27 protein-coding genes, 1 tRNA gene and 5 pseudogenes are annotated in these 25,788 nt (G+C 72.5%); 24 read left to right on the forward strand and 9 right to left on the reverse strand.

The window, feature by feature from the left end:
* The first annotated feature begins 37 nt into the window (after positions 1-37).
* From ABZ567_RS14590 to ABZ567_RS14605, 4 genes and pseudogenes are all read left to right on the forward strand, one after another.
* Complete coding sequence (locus tag ABZ567_RS14590) at positions 38-424, forward strand: hypothetical protein (protein ID WP_360788718.1); 387 nt, start codon at positions 38-40, stop codon at positions 422-424.
* A pseudogene (locus ABZ567_RS14595) lies at positions 421-612 on the forward strand (hypothetical protein); the annotation flags it as partial. The gene ABZ567_RS14590 and the pseudogene ABZ567_RS14595, both read left to right, overlap by 4 nt.
* Positions 590-856 (forward strand): hypothetical protein, encoded by a 267-nt coding sequence (locus ABZ567_RS14600; protein ID WP_360788721.1) that lies wholly within the window; start codon positions 590-592, stop codon positions 854-856. The pseudogene ABZ567_RS14595 and the gene ABZ567_RS14600, both read left to right, overlap by 23 nt.
* Positions 853-1,251, forward strand: coding sequence for a type II toxin-antitoxin system VapC family toxin (locus ABZ567_RS14605; protein ID WP_360788724.1), 399 nt, complete (start codon positions 853-855; stop codon positions 1,249-1,251). Before ABZ567_RS14600 ends, ABZ567_RS14605 begins: the two co-directional genes overlap by 4 nt.
* A 69-nt stretch (positions 1,252-1,320) precedes the next feature.
* Here the strand turns inward: ABZ567_RS14605 and ABZ567_RS14610 are convergent, their stop codons facing one another.
* Together ABZ567_RS14610 and ABZ567_RS14615 are read right to left on the reverse strand one after the other, a co-directional pair.
* Positions 1,321-1,770, reverse strand: coding sequence for a MarR family transcriptional regulator (locus tag ABZ567_RS14610; RefSeq protein ID WP_360788726.1), 450 nt, complete (start codon positions 1,768-1,770; stop codon positions 1,321-1,323).
* Complete coding sequence (locus ABZ567_RS14615) at positions 1,767-2,372, reverse strand: DJ-1/PfpI family protein (RefSeq protein WP_360788729.1); 606 nt, start codon at positions 2,370-2,372, stop codon at positions 1,767-1,769. Before ABZ567_RS14615 ends, ABZ567_RS14610 begins: the two co-directional genes overlap by 4 nt.
* A gap of 144 nt (positions 2,373-2,516) precedes the next feature.
* Between ABZ567_RS14615 and ABZ567_RS14620 the strand changes: the two genes are divergently transcribed.
* From ABZ567_RS14620 to ABZ567_RS14630, 3 genes are all read left to right on the forward strand, one after another.
* Complete coding sequence (locus ABZ567_RS14620; protein ID WP_360788732.1) at positions 2,517-3,881, forward strand: aspartate aminotransferase family protein; 1,365 nt, start codon at positions 2,517-2,519, stop codon at positions 3,879-3,881.
* Between the two features lie 70 nt (positions 3,882-3,951).
* Positions 3,952-4,662, forward strand: coding sequence for a GntR family transcriptional regulator (locus tag ABZ567_RS14625; RefSeq protein ID WP_360788734.1), 711 nt, complete (start codon positions 3,952-3,954; stop codon positions 4,660-4,662).
* 148 nt (positions 4,663-4,810) lie between these two features.
* On the forward strand, positions 4,811-5,461 hold the full coding sequence (locus ABZ567_RS14630; protein WP_360788737.1) for a hypothetical protein: 651 nt from the start codon (positions 4,811-4,813) through the stop codon (positions 5,459-5,461).
* Positions 5,462-5,612: 151 nt separating this feature from the next.
* Here the strand turns inward: ABZ567_RS14630 and ABZ567_RS14635 are convergent, their stop codons facing one another.
* A complete protein-coding gene (locus tag ABZ567_RS14635) occupies positions 5,613-6,338 on the reverse strand; it encodes an SLATT domain-containing protein (protein ID WP_360788740.1) in 726 nt (241 codons plus the stop codon).
* A gap of 250 nt (positions 6,339-6,588) precedes the next feature.
* On the opposite strand from ABZ567_RS14635, the gene ABZ567_RS14640 reads away from it, so the two are divergent.
* The 7 genes and pseudogenes from ABZ567_RS14640 to ABZ567_RS14670 all read left to right on the forward strand — a co-directional run bounded on the left by ABZ567_RS14640 (position 6,589) and on the right by ABZ567_RS14670 (position 12,428).
* On the forward strand, positions 6,589-6,924 hold the full coding sequence (locus ABZ567_RS14640; RefSeq protein WP_360788743.1) for a YbaB/EbfC family nucleoid-associated protein: 336 nt from the start codon (positions 6,589-6,591) through the stop codon (positions 6,922-6,924).
* Positions 6,925-7,039: 115 nt separating this feature from the next.
* Positions 7,040-7,639: a recombination mediator RecR gene (gene recR, locus ABZ567_RS14645; protein WP_360788746.1), complete on the forward strand. Its 600-nt coding sequence runs from the start codon at positions 7,040-7,042 to the stop codon at positions 7,637-7,639.
* A gap of 35 nt (positions 7,640-7,674) precedes the next feature.
* Positions 7,675-8,343, forward strand: a complete 669-nt coding sequence (locus tag ABZ567_RS14650) for a DUF5063 domain-containing protein (RefSeq protein WP_360788749.1) — start codon at positions 7,675-7,677, stop codon at positions 8,341-8,343.
* Positions 8,344-8,483: 140 nt separating this feature from the next.
* A complete protein-coding gene (locus ABZ567_RS14655) occupies positions 8,484-9,755 on the forward strand; it encodes an aspartate kinase (RefSeq protein ID WP_360788752.1) in 1,272 nt (423 codons plus the stop codon).
* Between the two features lie 53 nt (positions 9,756-9,808).
* Positions 9,809-10,251 (forward strand): annotated as a pseudogene (locus ABZ567_RS14660) (Asd/ArgC dimerization domain-containing protein).
* 258 nt (positions 10,252-10,509) lie between these two features.
* The gene (locus tag ABZ567_RS14665; RefSeq protein ID WP_360788754.1) at positions 10,510-11,238 is read left to right on the forward strand and encodes a SigE family RNA polymerase sigma factor; all 729 of its coding nucleotides are present in this window, start codon (positions 10,510-10,512) and stop codon (positions 11,236-11,238) included.
* Positions 11,235-12,428, forward strand: coding sequence for a hypothetical protein (locus ABZ567_RS14670; protein ID WP_360788757.1), 1,194 nt, complete (start codon positions 11,235-11,237; stop codon positions 12,426-12,428). Before ABZ567_RS14665 ends, ABZ567_RS14670 begins: the two co-directional genes overlap by 4 nt.
* A gap of 90 nt (positions 12,429-12,518) precedes the next feature.
* Here ABZ567_RS14670 and ABZ567_RS14675 read toward each other — a convergent pair whose 3' ends face one another.
* Both ABZ567_RS14675 and ABZ567_RS14680 read right to left on the reverse strand, forming a co-directional pair.
* Positions 12,519-13,259, reverse strand: coding sequence for an SURF1 family protein (locus tag ABZ567_RS14675; protein WP_360788760.1), 741 nt, complete (start codon positions 13,257-13,259; stop codon positions 12,519-12,521).
* Between the two features lie 24 nt (positions 13,260-13,283).
* A complete protein-coding gene (locus tag ABZ567_RS14680; RefSeq protein ID WP_360788763.1) occupies positions 13,284-15,104 on the reverse strand; it encodes a prolyl oligopeptidase family serine peptidase in 1,821 nt (606 codons plus the stop codon).
* A gap of 62 nt (positions 15,105-15,166) precedes the next feature.
* Between ABZ567_RS14680 and ABZ567_RS14685 the strand changes: the two genes are divergently transcribed.
* Positions 15,167-15,997, forward strand: coding sequence for a methyltransferase domain-containing protein (locus ABZ567_RS14685; RefSeq protein WP_360788765.1), 831 nt, complete (start codon positions 15,167-15,169; stop codon positions 15,995-15,997).
* Between the two features lie 68 nt (positions 15,998-16,065).
* Here the strand turns inward: ABZ567_RS14685 and ABZ567_RS14690 are convergent, their stop codons facing one another.
* Complete coding sequence (locus ABZ567_RS14690; protein ID WP_360788768.1) at positions 16,066-17,103, reverse strand: Lrp/AsnC family transcriptional regulator; 1,038 nt, start codon at positions 17,101-17,103, stop codon at positions 16,066-16,068.
* A gap of 195 nt (positions 17,104-17,298) precedes the next feature.
* Between ABZ567_RS14690 and ABZ567_RS14695 the strand changes: the two genes are divergently transcribed.
* Positions 17,299-18,690: a tetratricopeptide repeat protein gene (locus ABZ567_RS14695; RefSeq protein ID WP_360788771.1), complete on the forward strand. Its 1,392-nt coding sequence runs from the start codon at positions 17,299-17,301 to the stop codon at positions 18,688-18,690.
* 71 nt (positions 18,691-18,761) lie between these two features.
* Entirely contained in the window at positions 18,762-19,043 is a 282-nt protein-coding gene (locus tag ABZ567_RS14700; RefSeq protein WP_360788774.1) for a hypothetical protein, read from the forward strand.
* A 146-nt stretch (positions 19,044-19,189) separates the two neighbouring features.
* Here the strand turns inward: ABZ567_RS14700 and ABZ567_RS14705 are convergent, their stop codons facing one another.
* On the reverse strand, positions 19,190-20,395 hold the full coding sequence (locus tag ABZ567_RS14705) for a protein kinase (protein ID WP_360788777.1): 1,206 nt from the start codon (positions 20,393-20,395) through the stop codon (positions 19,190-19,192).
* A gap of 277 nt (positions 20,396-20,672) precedes the next feature.
* Here ABZ567_RS14705 and ABZ567_RS14710 point away from each other — a divergent pair, with 277 nt between their 5' ends.
* From ABZ567_RS14710 to ABZ567_RS14730, 5 genes and pseudogenes are all read left to right on the forward strand, one after another.
* Positions 20,673-21,551, forward strand: coding sequence for a glycosyltransferase family 2 protein (locus ABZ567_RS14710; RefSeq protein WP_360788780.1), 879 nt, complete (start codon positions 20,673-20,675; stop codon positions 21,549-21,551).
* 348 nt (positions 21,552-21,899) lie between these two features.
* A pseudogene (locus ABZ567_RS14715) lies at positions 21,900-22,103 on the forward strand (BTAD domain-containing putative transcriptional regulator); the annotation flags it as partial.
* Positions 22,104-22,311: 208 nt separating this feature from the next.
* Positions 22,312-22,452, forward strand: a pseudogene (locus ABZ567_RS14720) (ATP-binding cassette domain-containing protein); the annotation flags it as partial.
* Positions 22,453-22,637: 185 nt separating this feature from the next.
* Positions 22,638-23,618, forward strand: a complete 981-nt coding sequence (locus tag ABZ567_RS14725) for a TerC family protein (protein WP_360788783.1) — start codon at positions 22,638-22,640, stop codon at positions 23,616-23,618.
* Between the two features lie 41 nt (positions 23,619-23,659).
* Positions 23,660-23,860: a hypothetical protein gene (locus tag ABZ567_RS14730; protein ID WP_360788786.1), complete on the forward strand. Its 201-nt coding sequence runs from the start codon at positions 23,660-23,662 to the stop codon at positions 23,858-23,860.
* A 66-nt stretch (positions 23,861-23,926) separates the two neighbouring features.
* Here ABZ567_RS14730 and ABZ567_RS14735 read toward each other — a convergent pair.
* Both ABZ567_RS14735 and ABZ567_RS14740 read right to left on the reverse strand, forming a co-directional pair.
* Positions 23,927-24,000, reverse strand: a tRNA-Pro gene (locus ABZ567_RS14735).
* Positions 24,001-24,161: 161 nt separating this feature from the next.
* On the reverse strand, positions 24,162-25,100 hold the full coding sequence (locus ABZ567_RS14740; protein WP_360788788.1) for a metallophosphoesterase: 939 nt from the start codon (positions 25,098-25,100) through the stop codon (positions 24,162-24,164).
* 73 nt (positions 25,101-25,173) lie between these two features.
* Between ABZ567_RS14740 and ABZ567_RS14745 the strand changes: the two genes are divergently transcribed.
* Together ABZ567_RS14745 and ABZ567_RS14750 are read left to right on the forward strand one after the other, a co-directional pair.
* Complete coding sequence (locus ABZ567_RS14745; protein WP_360788791.1) at positions 25,174-25,638, forward strand: GatB/YqeY domain-containing protein; 465 nt, start codon at positions 25,174-25,176, stop codon at positions 25,636-25,638.
* A 55-nt stretch (positions 25,639-25,693) separates the two neighbouring features.
* A pseudogene (locus ABZ567_RS14750) lies at positions 25,694-25,788 on the forward strand (XRE family transcriptional regulator); the annotation flags it as partial.

Genomic DNA, 25,788 nt, shown 5'->3' on the forward strand with positions numbered 1-25,788 from the left:
ACATGTCCTCGTGAATGAGGAGAATCAGGAAGTAAACGTGGACTGGATTCCAGTTTCCGGATTCCAACTCCGCAAGGCCGGGGTGCAATTCGATGCGGTCCGCGTCGACGGCGACGAGGGGCGCCGGCTCGCGGACTGGATGGAGGCGCTCACCGGGGGCGACCCCGGGCCCGTCGTCGTCGAGGCGAACGGGCGACGCGGGGTCTACTTCCTCGTGCCGCCGGGGTCGACGGCGCGCAAACCGTGGCCGCGCGGGGTGACCCGGTTCAACGCCGGGCCCGCCCACGTCAGCTTCGTCCCGGTGCCCGCCCTGACGGGCAGGACCTGGCCGCTCGCCTGGCGCTTCCCGCCGACGGGCCCCGACAGGTTCGTCCATCCGCTGCTGCTCCGCAGCGCGGTGTCCGAGCTGCTGGGCGAGCGGTGAGCGGGGCGGAGGTCATCCGACAGGGCATCCACCTCGCGGCCAGGGCCGATCGCCGCTGGGACGAGCCCCTGTTCTCGCGTACGTTCGAAGGGCGTGGGCGGACGCCGGGCAAGGCCGAGGTCGTCGCGCTTGCGTGCATGCACATATGCATGCGACCCTGCGTTCATGGTTGCACTGCAGATTCGTGACGTGCCCGAGGACATGCGTGACCGGCTGGCGGCCATAGCGGGTGAGCGTGGCCAGTCGCTCCAGGCGTACCTGTACGACGTGCTGGCCGACGAAGTGCGGCGCCGCGACAACCTGGCCGTGATCGAGGGGTTCTCCGGCGGGCGGTACGGCACTCGGCTCCGCACCGTCGACGTACTGGAGGCCCTGCGGACCGGGCGTGCCGAGCGTGATGCCGGGCTCGGTGTGCCGGAGGGCGGCGAGTGATCGTCGTCGACGCGTCCGTCTTCGCGTTCTCGCTGCTCGACGAGGGGACGGTCGGGGAACGGTGCCGGGCCGCCCTCATCGCTGACAGCAGGTGGATCGCGCCGGAGCACTGGACGATCGAGGTGCTTTCGGTGATCCGGGGGAATCTGCTCGGCGGGAAGATCTCCAAAGGGCACGCCGAGGACGCCGTCGCCGCGCTCGCGAAGCTGGAGCCGGCCGTTCCGCTGTCGCGCGTGCTCCTGCCACGGATCTGGGAACTGCGGGGGAACCTCACGGCGTACGACGCGGCCTACGTCGCGGCGGCGGAGGCGTACGGCTGTGCGCTGGTCACCGCGGACGGCCGTCTGGCCCGCGCGTCCGGCATCCGCTGCCCGGTGGACGTGATCAGCGGCTGACCGAACCGGAGTTCACCCGGGCGCTGGAGTACGTGTCGGGGGCGCTGCGGGGCGGTCCCGGAGGTCCGGCTACCTCTCGCTGACCGCCTCCAGGGCCGCCGAGAGCCGGTCCAGGACCCGTACCGTCTCGTCGAACGCGTCCTGGCCGCCCAGCTCCCGCAGGAGTCGGGCGGCCAGCTCCGCGTGGCCGGGGTCGATGCGGCGGATCGCCGCCCGGCCCGCCTCGGTGGGGGCGAGGAGCTTGGCGCGCCGGTGGGCCGGGTTCGGCTCGTAAGCGGCCAGGCCCTCCCGTACGAGCAGGTCCGCGATCCGCTGGACGCTCTGGCGGGTGATGCCCATGACCCGGGCGATCCCGGCGACCGGGAGGGGCTCGGGGAGGACGGCGCCGAGGACCTGCCACCAGGCGGCGGTCAGGCCGGCCGGTCCGGCCAGCTTCTCCGACACGGCGAGGAACTGGCCGTTGAGGCGGAAGACGCCGAGGGCCGTGCGGGAGAGAGCGTCCTGCTGCTCGCGGCTCACGCGTTCAGCTCTTCGAAGGCCGCCGGGTCCGAGTCGTGGAAGAGGCGGTACCAGGCGTCCCGCTTGCCCTCGTACGCGCCGAGCCGGGCGAAGATCTCGCGGGCGAAGGCGACCGGCTCCGTCGGGCCGGCGGTGATCAGGTCCCCGTCCCGCACCGCGTCCGCTTCGACGTAGTGGTCACCGCCCTTGTAGCCGGTGGCGGCCAGGTAGAACGAGACCGCGCTCGTGTGCGGCCGCTCGTCGAGGAGGCCCTCCTTGGCGAGGCCCGCGGTCGCTCCGCAGATCGCGGCGACCGGGACCCCGGCGTCGAGGAAGGCGCGGGCCTTCGCGGTGAAGGGGGCGAGGTCGTCGCCCTCGTCGTACTTCTCGGCGCCCGGCAGGATCAGGAGGGCGCTGTCCTCGGGGCGGAGGTCGGCGAGCGCGAGGTCGGGGACGATCCGGACCCCGGCGAGGGTGGTGACCGGCTGTTCGGCGACCGGACCGACGGTCCTGATCGTGAATCCGGCGCGGGCGAGCCACGCCGTGGCGTGGCCGGTCTCCCAGTCGGCGAGGGTGTCGTAGACGGCGAGGTGGACGGTCGTGGTGTCGCTCTCGATTCCCATGACAGAAGGTTGTCATTACGACAGCATGTTGTCAAGAGAAAGGTCGTGTCCGGGAGCGGCGGAGCAACGTGTCGCGTCCGCCCCGGTCTCGATGGACAAGATGGCCATGGCCCGGCCCACCTGCGGTTCCCTACCCTCGGCCGCATGACCCCTCATGTCGTCGAACCCGATCCCCAGGCCGGTGCCGCCGTCAAGGCAGCCGACCGCGCGCACGTGTTCCACTCCTGGTCCGCCCAGGGCCTGATCGACCCGCTCGCCGTCGCCGGCGCCGAGGGTTCGTACTTCTGGGACTACGACGGAAACCGCTACCTCGACTTCTCCAGCGGCCTCGTCTACACCAACATCGGCTACCAGCACCCGCGCGTCGTGGCGGCCATCCAGGAGCAGGCCGGGAAGCTCGTCACCTTCGCGCCCTCCTTCGCCGTCGACGTCCGCTCCGAGGCCGCACGCCTCATCGCCGAGCGCACCCCGGGCGACCTGGACAAGATCTTCTTCACCAACGGCGGCGCCGAGGCCGTCGAGAACGCCGTCCGCATGGCCCGGCTGCACACCGGCCGTACGAAGGTGCTCTCCGCCTACCGCTCGTACCACGGCGCCACCAACACCGCGATCAACCTCACCGGTGACCCGCGCCGCTGGCCCTCCGACACCGCCTCCGCCGGCGTCGTCCACTTCTGGGCGCCCTTCCTCTACCGCTCGCCCTTCTACGCCACCACCGAGGCGGAGGAGGGCGCTCGGGCCCTCCAGCACCTGGAGGACACGATCGCCTTCGAGGGTCCGGCGACGATCGCGGCGATCATCCTGGAGACCGTGCCCGGCACCGCCGGCATCATGACCCCGCCCCCCGGCTACCTCGCCGGCGTCCGCGAGATCTGCGACCGGTACGGCATCGTCTTCATCCTCGACGAGGTCATGGCGGGCTTCGGCCGCACCGGAAAGTGGTTCGCCGCCGAGCACTTCGACGTCGTGCCCGACCTGCTGACCTTCGCCAAGGGCGTGAACTCCGGTTACGTGCCCCTCGGCGGCGTCGCCATCAACGCCGAGATCGCCGCCACCTTCGACAAGCGGGCCTACCCGGGCGGACTGACCTACTCCGGCCACCCGCTCGCCTGCGCCGCCGCCGTCGCCACCCTCCAGGTGATGGAGGACGAGAAGGTCGTCGAGCACGCCGCCCACATCGGCGAGAACGTCCTCGGCCCCGGCCTGCGCGAACTCGCCGAGCGCCACCCGTCCGTCGGCGACGTCCGCGGCCTGGGCGTCTTCTGGGCGCTCGACCTGGTCAAGAACCGCGAGACGCGCGAACCGCTCGTCCCGTACAACGCGGCCGGCGAGGCCAACGCGCCGATGGCCGCCTTCGCCGCGGCGGCGAAGAAGAACGGTCTGTGGCCCCTCGTCGCCATGAACCGCACCCACGCCGTCCCGCCCTGCAACGTCTCCGAGGCCGAGGCCAAGGAAGGCCTCGCGGCCCTCGACGCGGCCCTCTCGGTGGCCGACGAGCACACCGCGTAACCGCCGTACCGGAGAGGTCTCCTCCGTCTGGACTAGGGTGTCCGCAGCCGGACGGAGGGGACCGACCAAGATGCCCGCGAGCGGAGCTGTCACCCGCAACACCTTGCGACAGCAGATCGCGGACGCGCTGCGTGACGAAGTACTCGCGGGCCGTCTCGAACCCGGCGAGGAGTTCACCGTCAAGCAGATCGCCGAGCAGTACGGGGTGTCCGCGACACCCGTACGGGAAGCCCTCGTCGACCTCTGCGCGCAAGGCCTCCTCGACTCCGACCAGCACCGCGGCTTCCGCGTCCACGAGTACTCCGTCGACGACTACCGGGGCATGGTCGAGGCCCGGATGCTCGTCGTCGACGGCATCTTCCGCCGCCACGCGCCCGCGACGTCCCCGCCCCCCGCCACGGCCACGGAACCCGACCTCGGGACCGGGGTCGCGCTCGTCTCCGTACGGCGCCGCGGCGAGGCGGCCGCCCGCGCGGCCCGTGCCGGGGACCTCGACATCCTCATCGGGTACGACATCCGCTACTGGCGCGAACTCGGGCGCCTGGTCTCCGCCAACGACTACATCGCCGACTTCCTGCACCGCCTCCGCGTCCAGGCCTGGGTCTTCTCCGTGCCCTACCTGCGCTCCGAACCGGACATGCTCGGCTGGCTGTGGAGCGGGCACGTGGACCTGGTCGACGCCATCACGCGCGGCGACGCCGAGTCCGCCGTCTCGGTGGTCCGGCAGTACAACACGCAGTCGATGGAGTGGGCGGACCGGCTGGAGCGGCGGGGAGGTTGAGGGCCGGCCTCCGGGGGCAGGTCCAGAGCGGGTGGACGGTGCCTGTGGGGCGCCGACTAACCTGGCCGTCCCCGCACAACGCCCTGCGACTGTCCCCACACGTGTCTCCCGCACACGTCCCCCGCAACTGACGGAGAGCGAGCCTCCCTTGGCCTGTGACCTGTGGCTGGTCCCCCTCGTCGACGTGCTGTGCCACAGCCCCGACAACCCCTTCGCCGAAGAGATCGCCTCGTACGACGCCGTGCTCAGCGCGTCCGGACTGCCGACCGTGCCGGTCTACGCGTACATGCCGGGACTCTCCGGCGACGTCGCCCCGGTGGCCGGCTTCGACTACGAGGCCCTGCACTTCCTGCGGCGCGCCTACCTCCTCCAGATGTGCGGACTGCCGGTCGAGCCGGTCGGCGAGCTCGGCGGCGACTACGAGCAGCTCCTGGAGATGTTCGAGGCGACCGCCCAACAGTCGCACCTGGTCTGGCACTACGACCACGCGGGCGCGTACGTGCCGGTCGACTTCCCGGTGCCGCTCGCCAGCGACGAGCTCCTCGAGGGCGGCGGACCGCTCGGCTCCTCGTACGGGCTGCTGCGGGAACTCCACTACGTGGCGCCCTCGATCGGCATCGACCCGGCGAACCCGCCGGCGGCCCCGCTGCCGCCGGAGCGCCCGACCGCCCTGGAGGAACCGGCCGTACCGGTCCCGCTGGACGGGGGACCCTTCGCACGGGAGCGCCATGTGTGGCTGGGACTGCACGCGGCGGCGACCCGGAGCCTGGCGCAGGGCTCGATGATCGTCCTGAGCTGAGCTGAGCTGAGCTGAGCTAGCCGGCCCGAGCCGAGCCGGCCTGAGCCGAGCCGGCCTGAGCCGAGCCGGCCCGAGCCGGCCTGAGCCGAGCGTGCGGCGAGGCCGAGCCCCCGGACCGGCCCCAGCGGGCCGCCGGGGGCGCCGGCGGATCTCAGCGGGCCTCCGGGGGCCGCTGCCGCGGCATGTTCGGGCGGGTGCCGGGCGGTAGCGGGAAACGGGCTCCCGAGGGGTGGGGGACCTCCGTCCGGGTGGGCACCACGCCGACCGACTGGAGCGCGAGCGGCGCCGGACCGGAGCGGAACTCGACCATCCAGTCCGCCGTCTCCGCCCGTACGAGCTCCGTCACGTCCTCCGAGAAGCGGCGCAGCACGCCGAGACATCGCTCGGCCGCCTCGCTGGCGGTGCCCTCCGTGGGCCCGAGCACCTCCCGGACGCTCTCCGAGGCCCAGTCGAACTGCAGCGCCTGCAGTCGCCGCTGCACGGCCTGGGCGGTCGCCACGTCCCGCATCCAGCCGGACGTCAGACCGAAGTACCGGTCGCAGGCCAGACAGGCCGCACCGAGCAGCAGCGAGAGGTAGCCCAGGCCCGCGGCGCCCTCGGCGACCCCGGTCAGGTCGAGCAGGGGCAGGGCGGCGCCCGCGATCACCCCGGTGGTCGTGCCGATGCGCAGGATCCTGGCGCAGAGACGCTTGCGGACCCGGTCGGAGAGGTACCACTCGACGGTGCGCAGGGCGTTGGCCTCCACCCACCGGTACAGCTCGTCGAGCCGCTCGGCCGGCTCGCCCCAGTCGCCCAGGGGGAACGGCGTACCGGTCAGATCGCGGTGGACGTCTCCCCCGGGGGGCCCCGGTGGTGGCGTCTCCGGCTGCTGGCTCACCGGGGGACTCCTCTGTTCAGCTCAGCGCTCGTGACCTTCTGTGACGTGCGGTGCAGGTGGTGCCCGCCCTTCCTACCGCCGAATGGTGGGCGATGGGCCCGGAATCCCAGGATTTCCGCCCGCAAGAGGGCCTTGATCAGGTAGAGGAGCCCGCGCTTTCTCACCCGAAAGAGTGATGGAGGCAGGGCGGGCGGGGACCACGTAGGCTCGGCGTACCGACATACGGACGTACCGAACCTCAGGAGTGACCGTGATTCCCGGTGGTGGTCAGCCCAACATGCAGCAGCTTCTCCAGCAGGCCCAGAAGATGCAGCAGGACCTCGCGCGCGCCCAGGAGGAGCTCGCCGCGACCGAGGTCGACGGCCAGGCGGGCGGCGGCCTGGTGAAGGCGACCGTGACGGGCTCCGGGGAGCTGCGCGGCCTGGTGATCGACCCGAAGGCGGTCGACCCGGAGGACACCGAGACGCTCGCCGACCTGATCGTGGCGGCCGTCCAGGCCGCCAACGACAACGCGACGCAGCTCCAGCAGGCCAAGCTCGGCCCGCTGGCGCAGGGCATGGGCGGCATGCCGGGCCTCGGCATCTGAGGTTCCCGGGGGCCGGGGGCGTCCGCGCCTCCGGCTTCCCTCGCCTCCGTGGGCTACTAAGGCTCGCTTCCAGCCACTACCGTAAGAATCAAGCACTCCCTTGGAAGGGCGTTCCGTGTACGAAGGCGTGGTTCAGGACCTCATCGACGAACTGGGCAGGCTGCCCGGCGTCGGTCCCAAGAGCGCGCAGCGGATCGCCTTCCACATCCTCCAGACCGAGCCCACCGACGTCCGGCGGCTCGCGCACGCGCTCCTGGAGGTCAAGGAGAAGGTCAGGTTCTGCGCGATCTGCGGCAACGTGGCCCAGCAGGAGCAGTGCAACATCTGCCGGGACCCGCGTCGCGACCTGACCGTCATCTGCGTCGTCGAGGAGCCGAAGGACGTCGTGGCGATCGAGCGGACGCGCGAGTTCCGGGGGCGGTACCACGTCCTCGGCGGCGCGATCAGCCCGATCGAGGGCGTCGGCCCGGACGACCTGCGGATCCGCGAGCTGCTCACGCGGCTCGCCGACGGCACCGTCACCGAGCTGATCCTCGCGACCGACCCGAACCTGGAGGGCGAGGCCACCGCGACGTACCTGGCGCGGATGATCAAGCCCATGGGTCTCAAGGTCACCCGGCTCGCCAGCGGCCTCCCGGTCGGCGGCGACCTGGAGTACGCGGACGAGGTGACCCTCGGCCGGGCCTTCGAGGGGCGGAGGCTGCTAGATGTATGACGACCGGGCCGGCGCGCTCTCAGGGAGGCTCCTCGATGTCTGACCCCACGCTGCACGCGATCACGCAGAACCCCGACGACTTCGCCGTCCAGATCGCCGACTCCATCGAGAGCTTCATCGTCGCGACCACCGAGGTCGCCAAGGGCGACGAGCCGGACAGCGCGGTCCCCTTCCTGCTCCTGGAGATCTCGCAGCTGCTCCTGGCGGGCGGTCGGCTCGGCGCGCACGAGGACATCGTCCCGGACGAGCGGTACGAGACGGACACGGGCCCCGAGCCCGACGCGGACGCCCTGCGCGAGCGGTTCGCCGTGCTCCTGGAGCCCGTCGACGTCTTCTCCGAGGTCTTCGACCCGTACGAGCCCCGTAAGGCCCCGGTACCGGCCCGGATCTCCGACAACCTCGCCGCCATCGTCACCGACCTGCGGCACGGTCTCGCCCACTACCGGGCGGGCCGGACCAGCGAGGCCCTGTGGTGGTGGCAGTTCTCGTACTTCTCCAACTGGGGCCCGACGGCCTCGGCCACCCTCCGCGCCCTCCAGTCCCTCGTCGCCCACGTCCGCCTCGACCAGCCCCTCGCGGCCCTCGACGGCCTCGACATCGACGAGGACATCACCGAGGACGACCTCGCCGAGGAGGCGGGCCGCGTGATGTTGGAGGAGATCGCGGCCCCCCTGGGCCTGCGCAGCCGCCCGCTGAGGAAGTAGCGGACCGCTCCGACGTACCGCCCGATCATTCCGTGAGCGGGCCGTCTCAGCATCCGGGATCACAAAGGCGTTCGCGGGTCGCTCGTTAGACTGAGGCGATCGCAGCGCCGGCTGCGGCACACACTGAGCGAGGAGCGCACGTGGGCCTTGTCGTGCAGAAGTACGGAGGCTCCTCCGTTGCCGATGCCGAAGGCATCAAGCGCGTCGCCAAGCGGATCGTGGACGCCAAGAAGAACGGCCACCAGGTGGTCGTCGTGGTTTCCGCGATGGGCGACACGACGGACGAGTTGATCGATCTCGCCGAGCAGGTATCCCCGATCCCTGCCGGGCGTGAGTTCGACATGCTGCTGACCGCCGGAGAGCGGATCTCCATGGCCCTGCTGGCCATGGCGATCAAAAACCTGGGCCACGAGGCCCAGTCGTTCACGGGCAGCCAGGCCGGTGTCATCACCGACTCCGTCCACAACAAAGCGCGCATCATCGATGTCACGCCGGGTCGGATCCGCACCGCCCTCGACGAGGGCAACATCGCCATCGTCGCCGGGTTCCAGGGTGTGTCCCAGGACAAGAAGGACATCACCACGCTGGGCCGTGGCGGTTCCGACACCACCGCCGTGGCGCTCGCGGCGGCGCTCGACGCCGAGGTCTGCGAGATCTACACCGACGTCGACGGTGTGTTCACGGCCGACCCGCGCGTCGTGAAGAAGGCGAAGAAGATCGACTGGATCTCCTTCGAGGACATGCTGGAGCTCGCCGCCTCCGGCTCCAAGGTGCTCCTGCACCGGTGCGTCGAGTACGCGCGTCGCTACAACATCCCGATCCACGTCCGCTCGTCCTTCTCGGGGCTGCAGGGCACGTGGGTCAGCAACGAGCCGCAAGGGGACCGCAAGGTGGAGCAGGCCATCATCTCGGGCGTCGCCCACGACACCTCCGAGGCGAAGATCACCGTCGTCGGCGTGCCGGACAAGCCGGGCGAGGCCGCGGCCATCTTCCGGGCCGTCGCGGACGCCGAGATCAACATCGACATGATCGTGCAGAACGTGTCCGCCGCCTCCACCGGCCTCACGGACATCTCCTTCACCCTCCCCAAGGCCGAGGGCCGCAAGGCCATCGACGCCCTGGAGAAGGCGAAGGGCGCGATCGGCTTCGACTCGCTGCGCTACGACGACCAGATCGGCAAGATCTCCCTGGTCGGCGCCGGGATGAAGACCAACCCCGGTGTCACGGCGGACTTCTTCCGCGCGCTCTCCGACGCGGGCGTGAACATCGAGCTGATCTCGACGTCCGAGATCCGCATCTCCGTCGTCACCCGCGCCGACGACGTCAACGAGGCCGTGCGCGCCGTCCACACCGCCTTCGGTCTGGACAGCGACTCGGACGAGGCCGTCGTCTACGGAGGCACCGGCCGGTGACGCCGAAGCCGACACTCGCGGTCGTCGGCGCGACCGGAGCCGTCGGCTCGGTGATGCTCCAGATGTTCACGCACCACGCGGACGTCCGGGGCGAGATACGCCTCCTCTCCTCCCCGCGCTCGGCCGGTCGGAAGGCCGCCGTGCGCGGGAGGAGTGCGAGACCCTCGCGCTGAGCGAGGAGGCCCTCGACGGCATGGACCTGGCGCTCTTCCTGGTGCCCGACGAGGTGGCCGCCCACTGGGCGCCCATCGCCGCCACCAAGGGCGTCGTCGTCGTGGACACCTCCGCCGCCTTCCGCGCGGACCCCGACCCCGGCGCGGGCGACTTCCCCACCCCCGCCGACGTCGTCGGCACCGATCCGGCCCGGGTCGGGCGGGTGCGGCGCTCCCTGGAAGACGAACGGGCGCTCGACTTCTTCGTCCGCGTCGACAACCTCCGCAAGGGCGCGGCGCTCAACGCCCCTCAGATCGCGGAATCGGTTGTCCCAGCTTTGTAGGATCTGTGGACGTCCTGTGAGCAAATACGCGCCAGATACCCCTTGAACTGCGGTGATGCCGTGGTTGACGATGCTCTTCACCCTCGCTGCAACCAGTGGCCGGTGGGAGGCGTCTCCGCGTTGGTCACGGTCATGGGGGCGGACGCCGCGAGGGCGGGGCACCGGGGGAGATCGGTTACGCATGAGGAAAGACGACGCACCGTCGAAAAGGGTCGCGTACGCGTACAACCCTGCCGGGGGGAAGCGTGTCCAACATGCGTGGCTGAGCTACTCGACATCGCGACCATCGCTCCGCTGCGCGGCGCGGGCACAGTGGTGCTCCCCCCGCGGAGCGTCGCCGTCGTCCCCGTACGCGCCCCCGCGGCCGCCCCTCACCGGCGCCCGCGGACTCTCGGCGGCATGCCGGTGATCGCCCCCGTGCCCACCGGATCCCGCGCAGGCTCGATGGACGGCATCCCGTCGCCCCGGACGAGCGCCGAGAGCGACACGGTCGCCGGCACCACCGTCGACCACCTCACCGAGACCTACCGCGCCCACTACCGGTCGCTGCTCGGTCTCGCCGCGCTGCTCCTCGACGACACGGCCTCCTGCGAGGACGTCGTCCAGGAGGCGTTCATCCGCGTCCACTCGGCCCGCAAGCGGGTGCGCGAGCGGGAGAAGACCCTCGCCTACCTGCGCCAGACCGTCGTGAACCTCTCCCGGTCCGCGCTGCGCCGCCGCATCCTCGGCCTCAAGCTGCTGTCCAAGCCGATGCCGGACATGGCCAGCGCGGAGGAGGGCGCGTACGACCTGCTGGAGCGCGAGGACCTGATCAAGGCCATGCGCGGGCTCCAGCGGCGCCAGCGCGAGGTGCTCGCCCTGCGGTACTTCTCCGACATGACCGAGGCACAGGTCGCCGAGGCGCTCGGGATATCGCTGGGATCGGTGAAGGCGTACGGTTCGCGGGGCATCGCGGCCCTGCGCGTCGCCATGGGAGCGACGTCATGAGTGGGGAGCTGGGCAAGAACGACGAACGTGACCACCGAGAAGAACGTGACGAACCGACTGGACAGCGCATGGTGAACATCGAGCCCGGCGAGGGCGACGGCGACGAGGAACAGGCGCTGCGGCAGCTGTTCCAGAGCGCCGTGTCCGGCCTCGAACCGTCCAAGGGTTCGCTGGAGCACCTGCACCGCGCCGTGCCCGCGCGGCGCGCCCGCAAGCGGCAGGCCATCGTCGGCGCGGCCGCCGCGGCGGTCCTCATCGGGACGGCCGTGCCGGCCTTCGTGCACGTCGCCGCCTCCGGCGGTGTCTCCGCCGCCGACAGCCCGGTGAACGCGGGCCACGGCGAGGAGTCCCAGGGCGGCACCGGCGCCGAGACCGGCATCGAGGGCGGCCGGAGCGCGACGGCCCCCGCGAGTGTCGTGTCCCCGACCCAGGGCGTGGTGGAGGGTTCCTCCGGCAAGCCGCAGCAGCCCGGCACCGGCGTGTCCGGCGGCGGGGGACCCCGGCAGACGCAGGGCGCGGGCCCCGGCTCCGTGCCGACGTGCGGGGCCGACCAGCTCGGCGTCAGCTCGGCCGGGGCGGGCGGGCCCGACGGCGAGGGCAAGGTGTACGGCTCCTTCCGCGTCACCAACTTCTCCGGCCGGGCCTGTGTCGTGGACGGCAGCGGAATCGTCGGCTTCGAGGCTCGCGGCGCGGCCGACCCGGCACGGATCTCGGTGATCCGGCACACCTCGGGGGACGGCGGCGGCGGGCTGCCCGACCCCTCGCAGGAGTCGTCCTCGCTCGTCCTGCGGCCGAGCGGCTCCTACGAGGTGAAGTTCGTCTGGGTGCCAAGCGAGACCTGCCCCACCGGCCCCACGCCCACTCCGACGGAACCGACCGAGCCGACGGAGCCGACCGAGCCGCCGACCACGCCGCCCCCGACGGACCCCCCGACGACCGCTCCCACGACCGACCCCGACCCGAGCGAGGGCTCGGGCGCCGGCGGCACCGGCACCGGTCCGGACACCGGCCCGGAGGCGGGTGCGGGCGCGGAGGGCGGCGCGGCGCCCCAGCTGCTCCGTGCGGACGGCTCGGCGGACGGCAGCGTCGTGGTGACCCATGTCGCCGAACCGGGTGGCCCCGCGGCCTCGGCGACCATCTCAGGCGCCTGCGCGGGCACCGTCTACCGCACCGGGCTGCTGGCCTCCTGAGGCACCTGAGGCACCTGAGGTAGCTGAAGCACCTGAGGCCCCTGCGGGCCCCCTGGAGGATCAGGGGGGCCGCAGGGGCCTCAGGAGGCTCTACAGGCCCAGGGCCTCGTCGCGGGACGCCTCCGCCTCGCGGCGCACCAGGCGGAACCACATGAAGAGGACGAAGCCGGCGAAGACGAACCACTCCGCCGTGTAGCCGAGGTTCTGGAAGGCCTTCACATCCAGGCTCGTGCCCGCCGCCGCGGCCGCCGGCACCGGGGTGAGACCTGTGGGGGCGTCGGTGAGGGTGATCCAGGCGTCGTAGACGTCGTCCGTCACCACGTTCACCAGGGTGGCCGCGCTGATCATGCCGAGCTGCCCCTCGGGCAGCCCGCCGGCCGCGTGGACGCCCTTCGTGCCCGCGGTCTCCGAGGCCTGGAGCGCGCCCACCACCGTCACCTCGCCGGTCGGCGGGGCGGGGGCCTGCGCACCCGTGGGGAGCCACCCCCTGACCACCGGCAGGGACCGCCCGCCGTCCGTCCGCAGCATCGTCAGGACGTACGAACCGGCCCGGCCGTCCAGCTCACGGTCCGGGACGAGGAACTGCTCCCCGAAGCGCCCGCGCGCCTCGGCCGACCGGCCCGAGGTCTCCTTGTCCACCGGCAGCAGCGAGTCCAGCGGCTCCGCCGTGAGGGAGCTCGCGTCGGGCCGCTCCTCGGCCTCCTGGTGGGAGTCGACGCGATCCTCGAACTTGCCCAGCTGCCAGGTCCCCATGAAGACGCAGAACGGGATCGCGAGCAGGACGAAGACGTTGATCCCCCACCAGCGGGGCGTTCTCAGGAACCGGTACACGCCCCCCACGGTACGCAAGCCGCCTCAGCCTCCCGCCGCCCGGGTCCCCAGGTGCTTCGCGGCGAACGCGAGGTCCAGGGCGACCTGCTTGATCCGCTCCTCCACCACCAGCGAGCCGTGGCCCGCGTCGTAGCGGTACACCTCGTGGACCGCGCCCCGGGCCCTGAGCCGCTCGACGTAGTTGTCGATCTGGCGGATCGGGCAGCGCGGGTCGTTGACGCCGGCCGAGATGTGCACCGGGGCCTTCACCGCGTCCACGTACGTCAGCGGCGACGAGGCCGCGTACCGCTCGGGCACCTCGTCGGGCGAACCGCCGAGCAGCGTCCGGTCCAGCGCCTTCAGGGCCTCCATCTCGTCCTCGTACGCCGTGACGTAGTCCGCGACCGGGACCGCCGCGAGACCCACCGCCCAGGCGTCCGGCCGGGTGCCGAGGCCGAGGAGCGTGAGGTAGCCGCCCCAGGAGCCGCCGGACAGGACGAGCCGCTCCGGGTCGGCGAGGCCGCTCGCCACCGCCCACGCGCGGACCGCCTCCACGTCCTCCAGCTCGATCAGGCCCACCCGGTGCTTGAGCGCGTCCGTCCACTCCCGGCCGTACCCCGTCGAGCCCCGGTAGTTGACCCGCACCACCGCGTATCCGTGGTCCACCCAGGCCGCCGGGCCCGAGGCGAAGGCGTCGCTGTCGTGCCAGGCGGGGCCGCCGTGCACCTCGAAGACCGTGGGGAACGGTCCCTCCCCCTCCGGGCGCTGCACCAGCGCGTGGACCCTCCCGCCGGGTCCCTCCACCCACACGTCCTCCACCGGCACCGACGGCGGCGCCTTCGGGCCGGGCGGGTCGAGGACGACACCCCCGTCCGTGGACCGCACCACCGGCGGCTCGGCGGCCGAGGACCACAGGTACTCCACGCTGCCGTCAGGGCGGGCCGTCGCGCTCGACACCGAACCGGCCGGGGTCTCCACCCGCACCAGGGCGCCGGTCGCGATCTCGTACCGCCACAGCTCGCTCCGGGCCTCGTAGCTGTGCACGACGAGCAGCCCGGAGCCGTCCGGATACCACTCGGCCGACACATCGCCCGGCAGGTCGAGTGCGAGGTCCGTCTCGGTGCCCGCCGCCACGTCCCACAGCATCGGCTCCCAGCGGCCGCGCCGCTGGTGCCCGACGAGCAGCCGGCTGTCCCCGGCCACCGGCGCGAAACCGAGGACGGCGAGCCCCAGCTCCTCCGTACCGCCCTTGGTGTCGTCCAGCTCGGCGACCACGCTCGCGTCCGAGGCGCGCAGCACCCGCAGCGCCGAGTGCATCGCGTCCCCGTGCTCGGTGTGCTCGATCGCGATCAGCGAACCGTCGTACGACAGGTCCCCGACCCCGGCCGACTCCCGGTGCCGGTAGATCTCGACCGGGGCGGCGGCCCCGGGGCGTACCAGATGGACCGTCGAGCCCTCCTCGTCGGTGGAGCGGCCCACCACGACCGTGCCCTCGCGGCCGATGGCGAGGCCCGCCGGATAGGAGGCGTCGAGACCCGGCACGGCCGGCTCGTCCGCGCCGCCCCCGAACGGCTGGCGCAGCCACACCCCGAACTCGTCCCCGTCGGTGTCCGCGAACCACCAGATCCAGGCGCCGTCCGGCGACAGCGTGCCGTCCGTCGTGCCGTTCGGCCGGTCCGTGACCTGCCGCTGCTCCCCGCTCGCCCGGTCCCAGGCGTACAGCTCGTACGTCCCCGTCGCGTTGGACACGAAGAGGGAGCGGTCGGGGGCCTCCTCGGCCCACTCGGGCAGGGAGACGCGCGGCGCGCGGAAGCGCTGCTCCCAGACGGGGGTGTCGATTGCCTTGCTCTCAGTCATGGCACCCATGATGCTCCGCGCGGCGGACAATCAGGTCGCGTCCCCCCGGACCTGTGGATAACCTCGCCGACATGTACTCCCCGACCCCCGAGGACTGGCGCGAGGCCAACCGCGCGCGCTGGGACGAGCGCGTACCGATCCACGCCGCGAGCCGGTTCTACGACCTCGACGCCTTCCGCGCGGGCAAGGACCCCCTGAGGGACTTCGAGCTCGCGGAGGTCGGCGACGTCACCGGGCGTTCCCTGCTGCACCTCCAGTGCCACATCGGCCTCGACACCCTCTCCTGGGCCCGCCACGGCGCCGCGCAGGTCGTCGGGCTCGACTTCTCCGAGCCGGCCGTCGAGACCGCCCGTTCCCTCGCCGCCGACCTGGGCCTGACCCGGGACCGGGCCGCCTTCGTCGCCGCCGACGTGTACGACGCCGCCGAGGCCGTGCCGGACAGCGCGTACGACGTCGTCTACACGGGCGGCGGGGCGCTGTGCTGGCTGCCCGACCTGGAGCGCTGGGCGGAGACCGCCGCCTCGCTCGTCGCCCCCGGCGGCTTCCTCTACGTGGCGGAGTTCCATCCGCTGACGGACTCCCTCGACGACGAGACCGGCAGCCGGGTCGTGCACGACTACTTCGTCCGCGACCCCTGGGTCGACACCACCCCGGGCACCTACGCCGACCTCGACGCCGCCACCGTCCACAACCGCAGCGTCGAGTGGGTGCACCCGGTCGGCGAGGTCGTCACCGCGATCGCCGGGGCGGGCCTGCGGATCGAGTTCCTGCGCGAGCACGACGCCTCGCTGTTCCCCCGCTACGGCGCGCTCCAGCGGCACGACGACGGCTACTACCGCTTCCCGGCGGACCGCCCCCGCATCCCCCTGATGTACTCGATCAGGGCCTCCCGCCCGGCCTGAGCGGAGGCCGGCGGCGGTGCCGGCAGGGTCCCCCGGTGGCCGTGCCGGCAGGGGTGCCGGCGGCCGGGTCAGTACGGCGGCGCCTCCGGCCGTACGTGGTGCACACGGCGCCCGTCCGGACCGAGGACCTGCGCCCCGATCTTGTGGGTGCGCAGCGAGAGCGCGGTGCCGGCGATCCGCAGCGCCGGGGCGGCCCGTACCAGCGCCGCCGTCACGTCGTGCAGTTCGTCGACCGTACGCAGCCACAGCGCGACCGCGAGGTTGTGCGGCCCCGTGACGGAGGTGACGAGCCGGGTCTCGCGCAGCCGGGCGAGCGCCGCCACCGTCTCCGGCACCTCGAGAGGCGGCACGTCGGTCGTGACCATCGCCCACACCGGGCGCCCGGAGAACCTCGGGGCCGGCAGGCAGTGGTGGTGGAGGGCGCCGCCCGCCGCGAGGACGTCCAGCCTCCGGCGTACCGTCGACTCGCTCGTACCGCACTGCCGGGCCAGTTCGGCGGCGCTGCGGCGGGCGTCCCCCGCCAGCTCGGCGACCAGCCGGTGGTCCAGCTCCGTGAGGTTCGGCCCGGTGCCCCCGCGCGCGCGTGGGCGCCGGTCGTCGCCCGTGATCCCGCTGAGGAGCCGCACCTGACCGGGGGTGAGCTGCTCGATCCGCGAGCGGTACGGGCGGTTGTGCAGACGGGTGACGACCTGGGTACGGGAGCGGAGCACCCCGGGCAGTCGCCGCACCCGTCCGGCGAGGTACCCGTCGAGGGCGTAAAGGTCGGGGCAGGCCACGAGCAGGACCAGGTCGGCGTCGCCGGTCACCTGGTGGACCCCGAGGGTGCAGGGGTCGCGCGAGACCTCGGTCGCGGTGGCCTCGGCGTCGCCCGCGGCGCACTCCAGCTCGATCCACGCGTAGAGCATGGCGTCCGTGCCGCGGCGGGCGGCGAGCATCGAACTCCAGGCGTATCCGCCGGCCGTCAGGTGCTCCCAGCGCCGGGCGAGGGTGTCCGGGCTCGCCCCCAGGACGGCCGAGAGCTGTGTCCAGCTGGCCCGCGGGGCTATCTGCAGTGCGTGGATCAGCGAAAGATCCGCCTCTCCCAGGACGGATTCCCCGGTACGCATTTTCCTCCTTGGCCGATCCCTGGGAATCCGTGGGTGTGGGTCCCGGAGCGCCCCAGGATGTGGGCCAGGGCCTCTGCATTCAAGCCGTAACGGCGATTGTCCGCCACCGACTCCGCCACACGTCTCGGATTGCGGGCGCGGCGGCGGGCACGGCCGCGGGCACGGTCCAGCACGGAGATCACGGGGACGGGGTACATGGTGACCGGGGACGCATCCAGGACGGAACTGCTGTGGGGCGAGCCGGTGAGCGCCGGGCAACTGGCCGCCGCCGAGCGCGGCTACGCCCGCTGCGGACTCGCCGAACAACTCCTGTGGGAACGGCTGTCCGTCTTCGAGGGCGCCTTCGGCACGGACGCCGTCCGTGAGGTGTGCGCCTCCGACGCCCTGCCCCCGGCGGTCCTCCTGCCGGTCCTCGACCGGCTCGCCCCCGTCGCCCTCCTCCCCGTCGACGATCTGTTCGACGGCGAGGAGGACACCCCCCGCTACTGGATGCCGCACCCCATGCGGGCCGTCGGCGCCCGCCGGCTCACCGCGCGCGGCGACCGCTGGGCCGTCGTCCTGCGCCACCGCGGGTGGTGCGCGCGGCTCGCCCGGCGAGCCTCCGACTGGTGGCAGAGCGGCCGCCAGCTAGACGCCCGCGACCTCGCCCTGCGCGAACTCCCCGACCTGGCCGTCGCCATGGACCCGACGACCGCGCCCCTCTCGCCGAGCGCCGAGGCCGACACGGCCGTCGAGATCGCCGTCTCCCTGTGGTTCCTGTGGGTCGCCTGCGGGCGGGTCGCCGAGGGAAGGACCCGGCTGCGCCACGCCCTCTCCGTGCACTCCGGACCGCCGTCGTCCCGCGCCCTGTGGCTCGCCGCCTTCCTGGAGCTGGAGTCGGGTCGTCCCGAGGACGCCGACCCGCTCCTCGTCCAGGCCTGGGCGGCCGCCGTACGGGAGAGGGACGACCGCACCCTGGGCCTGCTGTCCCATCTGCGCGGCGCGACCGCCCTCTACCAGGGGCGTACGCGCGCGGCGGCGGCCGAGTTCAGGGACGCGCTGGCCCTGATGGGGCACTTCCCGGACTTCGGGCCCACCCGGGAGCTGTGCTGGGCCGCGCTCGCGCTCAGCCTCACCCGTACCGACCCGGAGGCCGCGCAGGAGGCCCTGGACCAGCTGGTGCTCGACCCGGCGTCACGGCGGGCCTGGGCCGGACGCGACCTGTGGGCGGAGGCGTGGACGCACCACGCGCGCGCCGAACTCCTCGCCTGGGACGGCGAGCGCGAACGGGCCGCCGACCACGCCCGCCGGGCGCTGCGCGGCCACTTGGCGCTCGGGTCGGCGGTCGGTGCGGCCTGTGCGGCCGAACTCCTCGCCCAGCTAAGGCTCATGGCGGGCCGGGCCGCGTCCGCCGCCCATCTCCTCGGCGCCGTCAACCTGCTGAGGACCTCCGTCTTCGACGCCTCGTACACGCCGGCGGAGTACTGCGCGACGGTCCGGGACCGCAGCGAGACGGCCCTGCGGGGCCTGCTCGACGACCCGGAGCTGCGCCGGGCGTACGAAGAGGGCGCGAGGATCGGTCTGTTCGCCCTTGCCGAGACGGCGTAGCGGCCCCGGCCGGCCGGTGGAGCGGCGCGCGGGGCGTTCCGTACCTACTCTGGAGAGTACGGAGGTGACCCATGAGCCGACGGCACCACTTCCACATCGACCACCTGGGGCATTCGGTCTCCACGACCGTCCAGACCGGGCACACCGTCGTCGTCGAGATCCTCGTCGACGGCAAGGAGACCGGCTACGCCAGGACGCGCGGTGACCGGCCGGTCACCGTACCGGTGGAGCTGCCGACCGACCCGCCGACGGCGGTGTCCGTACGGGTGACCCCGGGGCCCCGCGAGCCGAGCTGCCGACTGATCGCCACGGCGGACGGGGAGCCGCAGGTGATGGCGCCGAGAGCCTACTGAGGGGGCGTGCCCGCGAGGGCCCTGGGGGGCCGCCGTGGGGCCCTGCGAGGGCTGTCCGAGGCCCCCGGGCTCATGGGAGCCGCCGGGGGCCCGGATCGGGCGCCGGTCTCCTGGGCGTCGCCCGGGAGACCTGACTCGGAGCCGGGTCAGGAGAGCCAGGCCATCCCGATGATCAGGAAGACCACGAAGGCGATGACCCCGGCGACGGCGGCCGTCTTGCGCGGGCGGCGCCGGGACAGCTCCGCGAGTCCGCCGCTCGCGGCGGCGGGCCGCTCACGCCGCCGGGACACGGCGGGCGCCCCGACGGTCCCGGGTCTGCGGGTCTGCCCGGCCGCGGGTCTGTGCGCCTGCCCCGGCACGGTCATCGGCGGGGCCGCGGGCGCGGGCATGGGCCCGGACATCGACCCGGAGGCGGGCCCGGACACGTGCGCCGCCATGGGCGCGGACCTCGGCGTGGCCCGGGAGGCACCGCCCCGCGGCGGGCCGGCACGGTGGTGCGACGCCGCGCCCGGCCGGGGCTGCGACGGGATGCCCGGCGCGTAGGCGCGCCAGGCACCGGAGGAGAACCAGTCCGCGATGGCCTGCGCCGAGGGCCGCTGCTCCGGTTGTTTGGCCAGCAGGCTCAGCAGATACGTCTCGAACTCGGACGGCAGCGCCACCCCGAGCTGCCCCGGGGGCACCGGCGGGGTGTCGATGTGCTGGTACAGGAGCGCCGTCGCCGTGTCCGCGCGGAACGGCGGGCGCCCGGTGAGGAGTTGGTACAGGACGCAGCCGAGCGAGTACACGTCCGACGCGGACGACGCGGGCTGCCCGAGGGCCCGCTCGGGCGCCAGATAGAGCCCGGTGCCCACGATCTGGCCCGTCGTCGTGAGCGCCGCCGAGGGGTCGTCGACGAACCGCGCGATGCCGAAGTCCGCCAGCTTCACCGTGCCGTCCCCGTCGACCAGCAGGTTCCCCGGCTTGATGTCCCGGTGCACGACACCCTGCCGGTGCGCCGCGGCGAGCCCGGCGGCGGCGTGCGCGGCGACCACGGCGACCCGCTCGGGGGGCAGGACCAGCGGATCGGAGGCGCTCCCGGCGAGGCTGTCGCCCTCCACCAGCTCCATGACCAGGAACAGCTTCCCGTCCCACGTACCGAAGTCGAAGACGCCGACCACATGCGGGTGGCTGAGCCGGGCGGCGGTCTGCGCCTCCAGCCGGAACCGGTCACCGGCGGAGGGGTCCGTCGACTGCGCCAGCATCAGCTTGACGGCCACGGACCGGCCGAGCACCTCGTCGGTGGCCTGCCACACCTCGCCCATGCCGCCCCGGCCGATACACACGTGAAGCCGATATCGGTCCGCGACCAGCACCTGGAGACCACCCTTTCGACGATCGATCAACTTGACGGAAGACAACCAGCGTAGAGCCGCGCGACCGTGCTCTTCGCCGCGCTCCCCCCGGGGCCCGCCCCGGCTCCCGCGAAGACGTCCGCGCCCGGCCCCTCCGAGGCCGCGATCGCGTGGCCGGCGGGCCGACGGGATGGCCGTGGACTGTGATCCGGATGAACGCCAGGTGGCGCCGTCCGGTTAGCATCGCGGCCCGGAGTGAGTGCCGGCGGTCGCCGGTGAGCGTGGAACGGAGTGGGTCGTGGCACGACCTCGTGTGGGTGTGGCGGTACTGACGATGGGCACGCGCCCGGTCGAGCTGCGGGCACTGCTCGACGCCGTCGCGCGGCAGGACGAACCCGCCGCCCGGATCGTCGTCGTCGGCAACGGTACCGGGACGCTCCCGGAGCTCCCCGACGGCGTCACCGGCGTCGAACTCCCCGAGAACCGGGGCGTGTCGGGCGGCCGGAACGTCGCCATCGAGACGCTGCGCGCGTTCGGCGACGTCGACGTCCTGGTGGACCTGGACGACGACGGCCTGCTCGTCGACACCGACGTCTTCCGGCGCCTCGCCGACCTGTACGAGGGGGACCCGGCCCTGGGCGTCGTGTCGTTCCGCATCGCCGACGAGACGGGCGAGACGCAGCGGCGCCACGTCCCGCGCCTCGGCGCGAAGGACCCGATGCGCGGCGGGGAGGTCACGACCTTCCTGGGCGGTGGCCACGGGCTCTCGATGCCGATGCTCGACGAGATCGGCGGTTGGCCCGAGGAGTTCTTCTTCACCCACGAGGAGACCGACATGGCCTGGCGCGCCCTCGACGCGGGCTGGAAGGTCATCTACGAGCCGGCGCTCCTGCTCCAGCACCCGAAGACCAGCCCGGCCCGGCACGCCGTCTACCACCGGATGACCGCCCGCAACCGCGTCTGGCTGGCCAAGCGCAACCTGCCCGCACCGCTGGTCCCCGTCTACCTGGGCGTCTGGACCCTGCTCACCCTGGCCCGCACCCGCTCCCTGCCGGGCCTCGCGTCCTGGTTCGCCGGCTTCGCGGAGGGCGTGCGCCGCTCCGGCGGCCCCCGCCGCCCGATGCGCTGGTCCACCGTCCGCCACATGACCCGGCTCGGGCGCCCGCCGGTGATCTAGGGGCCGGGGAGCGGCCCTGGAGGACGGGGCCCCACCCGGACGTTGAACTCGGGCCGGACGCGGGGCGAGCACGCCCTCGACCCGTGGGCGTGGGGACGGCGTCCGTCCCCGCCCGCGCTTCCTCGGCTTCGTGCTGCCCCCGAAGAGACCCCGAGCCGCCCCCTTTACCAGGGGGGCCGGACGGTCTCCGCCGACTCCCTCGTCGACGGCCTGTGGGGAGAGGGCCCGCCCGCCGACGCGGCCAACGCCTCCCAGGCGCTGGTCTCCCGGTTCCGCAGGGCTCTCCGCGGGACCGCGACGGTGGAGACCGCGTCCGGCGGCTGCCGGCTCCCCGTACGCCCCGAGGACGTGGACGTCCACAGCTTCGAGGAGCTGACCGTCCGGGGCGGACGGGAACTCGCGGCCGGCCGGGCCGCCGAGGCGGCCACGCTGCTCGGGACGGCGCTCGGGCTGTGGCGGGGCGCCGCACTCGCCGACGTCCTCGACGCCCCCTTCGCGAGCCCCGTCGCGACCCGCCTCGACGGCCTGCGCACCACGGCGGCCGAGGACCGCCGCGATGCCGAGCTGAGACTCGGCCGGCACGGAGGGGCCCTGGCCGACCTCGAGGCGGCCGGAGCGGAACGGCTCGGCGACGATCAGCGGTTCGTCGGCCGGCACGGTGAGCACGCCGGAGTCCTGGGCGGGGGTGTGCCCGGTCAGCTCGGCGAGCATCCCCGCGACCTGCGCCACGTCGGCGGCCTCCACGGAGGCGTACTGCCCGGTCCTGGGGCCCAATGGAGCCGGCAAGACCACCCCCGTACGGATTCTGGCCACACTGATGCGCCCCGACGGCGGGCACGCCACCATCGGCGGGCACGACATCGTCAAGGATCCGGTCAGGGTGCGGCAGCTGATCGGACTCGACACCCCTGACACTGCCGAACCCGCCTGACAGCCCCCGGCCAACCGCCTGACAGCCCCCACCGGCCGCTGTCAGCCGTGTCAGCTCCGCTGCGGTCGCCGAATCGTCCCGGCGCCCGAATGGACGCAGACTGGTGGAAAAGGCCCGTGAGACAGGACAGCTCGTGCCGACGGGGAGGACCAGGCGTGCTTGAGGTCCCGTTCTGGCTGTGGGCGGTGTTCGCCGCGACGGTGGTGCTGTCGCTGACGGTGGACCTGCTGGCCCACCGCACCGCGCATGTGATCGGCTTCAAGGAAGCCGCCGCGTGGAGTGCCCTGTGGGTGGGACTGGCCCTGATCTTCGGCGGGGTCGTCTTCCTGGTCCTGGGGACGACGGCCGGCACGGAGTACACCACCGCGTGGCTGCTGGAGAAGAGCCTGTCCGTCGACAACCTCTTCGTCTTCGCCGTGATCTTCGCCTACTTCAAGGTGCCCCGCGCCTACCAGCACCGGGTGCTGTTCTTCGGGGTCATGGGCGCCCTGATCTTCCGCGGGATCTTTCTGTCCCTCGGCGTCGCCGTGGTCAGCCGCTTCACCGCCGTGCTCTTCGCCTTCGCCGCGGTCCTCTTCTACAGCACCTACAAGCTGCTCAAGGACGAGGAGGAGAGCTTCGACCCGGGCAAGAGCTTCGCCGTACGGCTCCTGCGCAAGATCATGCCGGTGCGCGACGAGTACGCGGGCACGAAGTTCTTCGTCAAAGAGGCCGGCAAGCGGGTGGCCACCCCGCTCCTGGCGGTGGTGGCGGCGATCGAGGCGGCCGACCTGATCTTCGCCGTCGACAGCGTTCCCGCTGTCCTCGCCGTCAGCGACGACGCGTTCATCGTCTACACGAGCAACGCGTTCGCCATCCTCGGCCTACGGGCCCTGTACTTCATGCTCGCCGGACTTCTGGACCGGTTCCACTACCTGAGCAAGGGCCTCGCGATCATCCTCGCCTTCATCGGCGTGAAGCTCATCCTCCAGGCGTCCCACAAGCTGATCAGCACGAGCATCCCGGAGATCCCCTCTCCGATCAGCCTCGCGGTCATCGTCGTCGTCCTGGGGGGCTCCGTGGCCCTGAGCCTGCGACGGCCTCCGCCCCGCCGCGCCCCGGGGCCCCCCGACCGCGATCAGGAACAAAAAGAATGACCGAATGTCCCTTTTGTGCCCGCAGCGCCTATCGTTAAAGGATGAGTAAAACCGAGCATGAGACCGACCCCCGAGGGACGCTTGCCTGCCCGGTCTGCAAGCAGCCCGTGTCCACGACGGTGAAGGGACGGCACAAGACCCTCGGGGTCTTCGTCCCGGTATGGCGCCCCGGCCCCTGCCACAACGCCGAGTGCCCCGCCTCCACGGAAGCCCCGGCCCCCACCCCCCACAAGACCCCCTGACCCGCAAACGCCAAAAGGTGAGGCACCTACCAAAACTGGTAAGTGCCTCACCTGATGCTTCAGCTGTCGGGGTGGCGGGATTTGAACCCACGACCTCTTCGTCCCGAACGAAGCGCGCTGCCAAGCTGCGCTACACCCCGATGTCGCTGCTCTGCTCTTCACGTCGCGGCGACATCGCTTACTTTAGCCCACGCGCGCGCTGAGGCGAAATCCGGTTTCAGGGGCGCGGCGCAGGGGCGGCGGGCGGTGGAGGCCGGTACGAGCGGGCTGTTCGGCGGGGGCATGCCCCCGCCGACGGGCGTCAGGCGCGGGACGTCAGGGTGAGCAGGGTGACCTCGGGCGGGCAGGCGAAGCGGACCGGGGTGAAGCGGTTGGTGCCGCAGCCCGCCGAGACGTGCAGGTACGAGGTGCGGTCGGCGACCGTGTGGGTGGAGAGCCCCTTCGCCCGGTCGGTGTCCAGGTCGCAGTTGGTGACGAGTGCGCCGTAGAAGGGGACGCACAGCTGCCCGCCGTGGGTGTGCCCGGCGAGGATCAGCTCGTACCCGTCGGCCGTGAACGCGTCGAGCGTGCGCAGGTACGGGGCGTGGACCACGCCGACCGTGAAGTCGGCCTCGCCGTCGGGGCCGCCGGCCACCCGCTCGTACCGGTCCCGCTTGATGTGCGGGTCGTCGAGCCCGGTGAACGCGAGGTCCGCCTGCGGCAGCTTGAGCCGTCCGCGGGTGTTGGTGAGGTTCACCCAGCCCGCCGCGTCGAAGGCGTCCCGGATCCCCTCCCAGGGGTTGTGGACGGCGCCCTCGACGGGCTTGTTGCCGTTCAGGCCGTGCCGGCCCTGCACCTTCTCCATCAGGTAGCGGGCGGGGTTGCGCAGTTTGGGGCCGTAGTAGTCGTTGGACCCGAAGACGTACACCCCCGGGAACTCCATCAGCGGGCCGAGCGCGTCGAGCACCTCCGGCACCGCCTCCGGGTCGGAGAGGTTGTCGCCGGTGTTCACGACGAGGTCCGGGCGGAGTCCCGCGAGGGACTGGAGCCAGGCCCGCTTCTTGTGCTGGCCGCTCACCATGTGGATGTCGGAGACCTGGAGGACCCGCAGGTCGCTCATGCCGGGTGGAAGCACCGGGACCGTCACCCGGCGGAGCCGGAACGAGCGGGCCTCGAATCCGGCCGCGTAGACGATTCCGGCGGCGGCCGTCGCCGTGAGGCCTGCCGTGATCTTCAGGGGGATGCCGTACCGTGCGCGCATTCCCCCATCGTCGCAGACCCGTCGGGCGTAAATGCGCGGGCGGGTGGGGTGATCCACCTGCCACACTTGGCCCATGACCACGCTGAAGGCGAAGCTCCAGGCCGACCTCAACGCCGCGATCAGGGAGCGCGACGAACTGCGCTCCTCGACCCTGCGGCTGACCATCACCGCGATCACCAAGGAGGAGGTCGCGGGCAAGACCAAGCGCGAACTCTCCGACGACGAGGTGCAGAAGGTGATCGCCAAGGAGGCGAAGAAGCGCCGCGAGGCCGCTGACGCCTTCGCCCAGGGTGGTCGTGCCGAGTCCGCCGAGCGGGAGAAGGCGGAGGGCGTCATCCTCGACGCGTACCTGCCGAAGCAGCTCAGCGACGAGGAGCTCGACGGGATCGTCGCTTCGGCCGTCGAGGAGGCGAAGGCGGCGGGCGCCGAGGGGCCGCGTGCCATGGGCGCCGTCATGAAGATCGTGAACCCGAAGGTCGCCGGCCAGGCCGACGGCGGGCGGGTCGCCGCCTCCGTGAAGAAGCTGCTCGCCGGCTGATCCAGCCCCGGAAGCCGTACGAGATACGAGAGAGGGCGCCCCACCTGGTGGGGCGGACGAGCTCGCCGAAAGAACCGCCCTGTCCAGGCGCACCCTCATCGAAATCGAGCAGGGCCGCACCATCGGATCCCTCACCACCTGGCACGCCCT

This window comes from Streptomyces sp. NPDC016459, assembly GCF_040632845.1.
Taxonomy (GTDB): domain Bacteria; phylum Actinomycetota; class Actinomycetes; order Streptomycetales; family Streptomycetaceae; genus Streptomyces.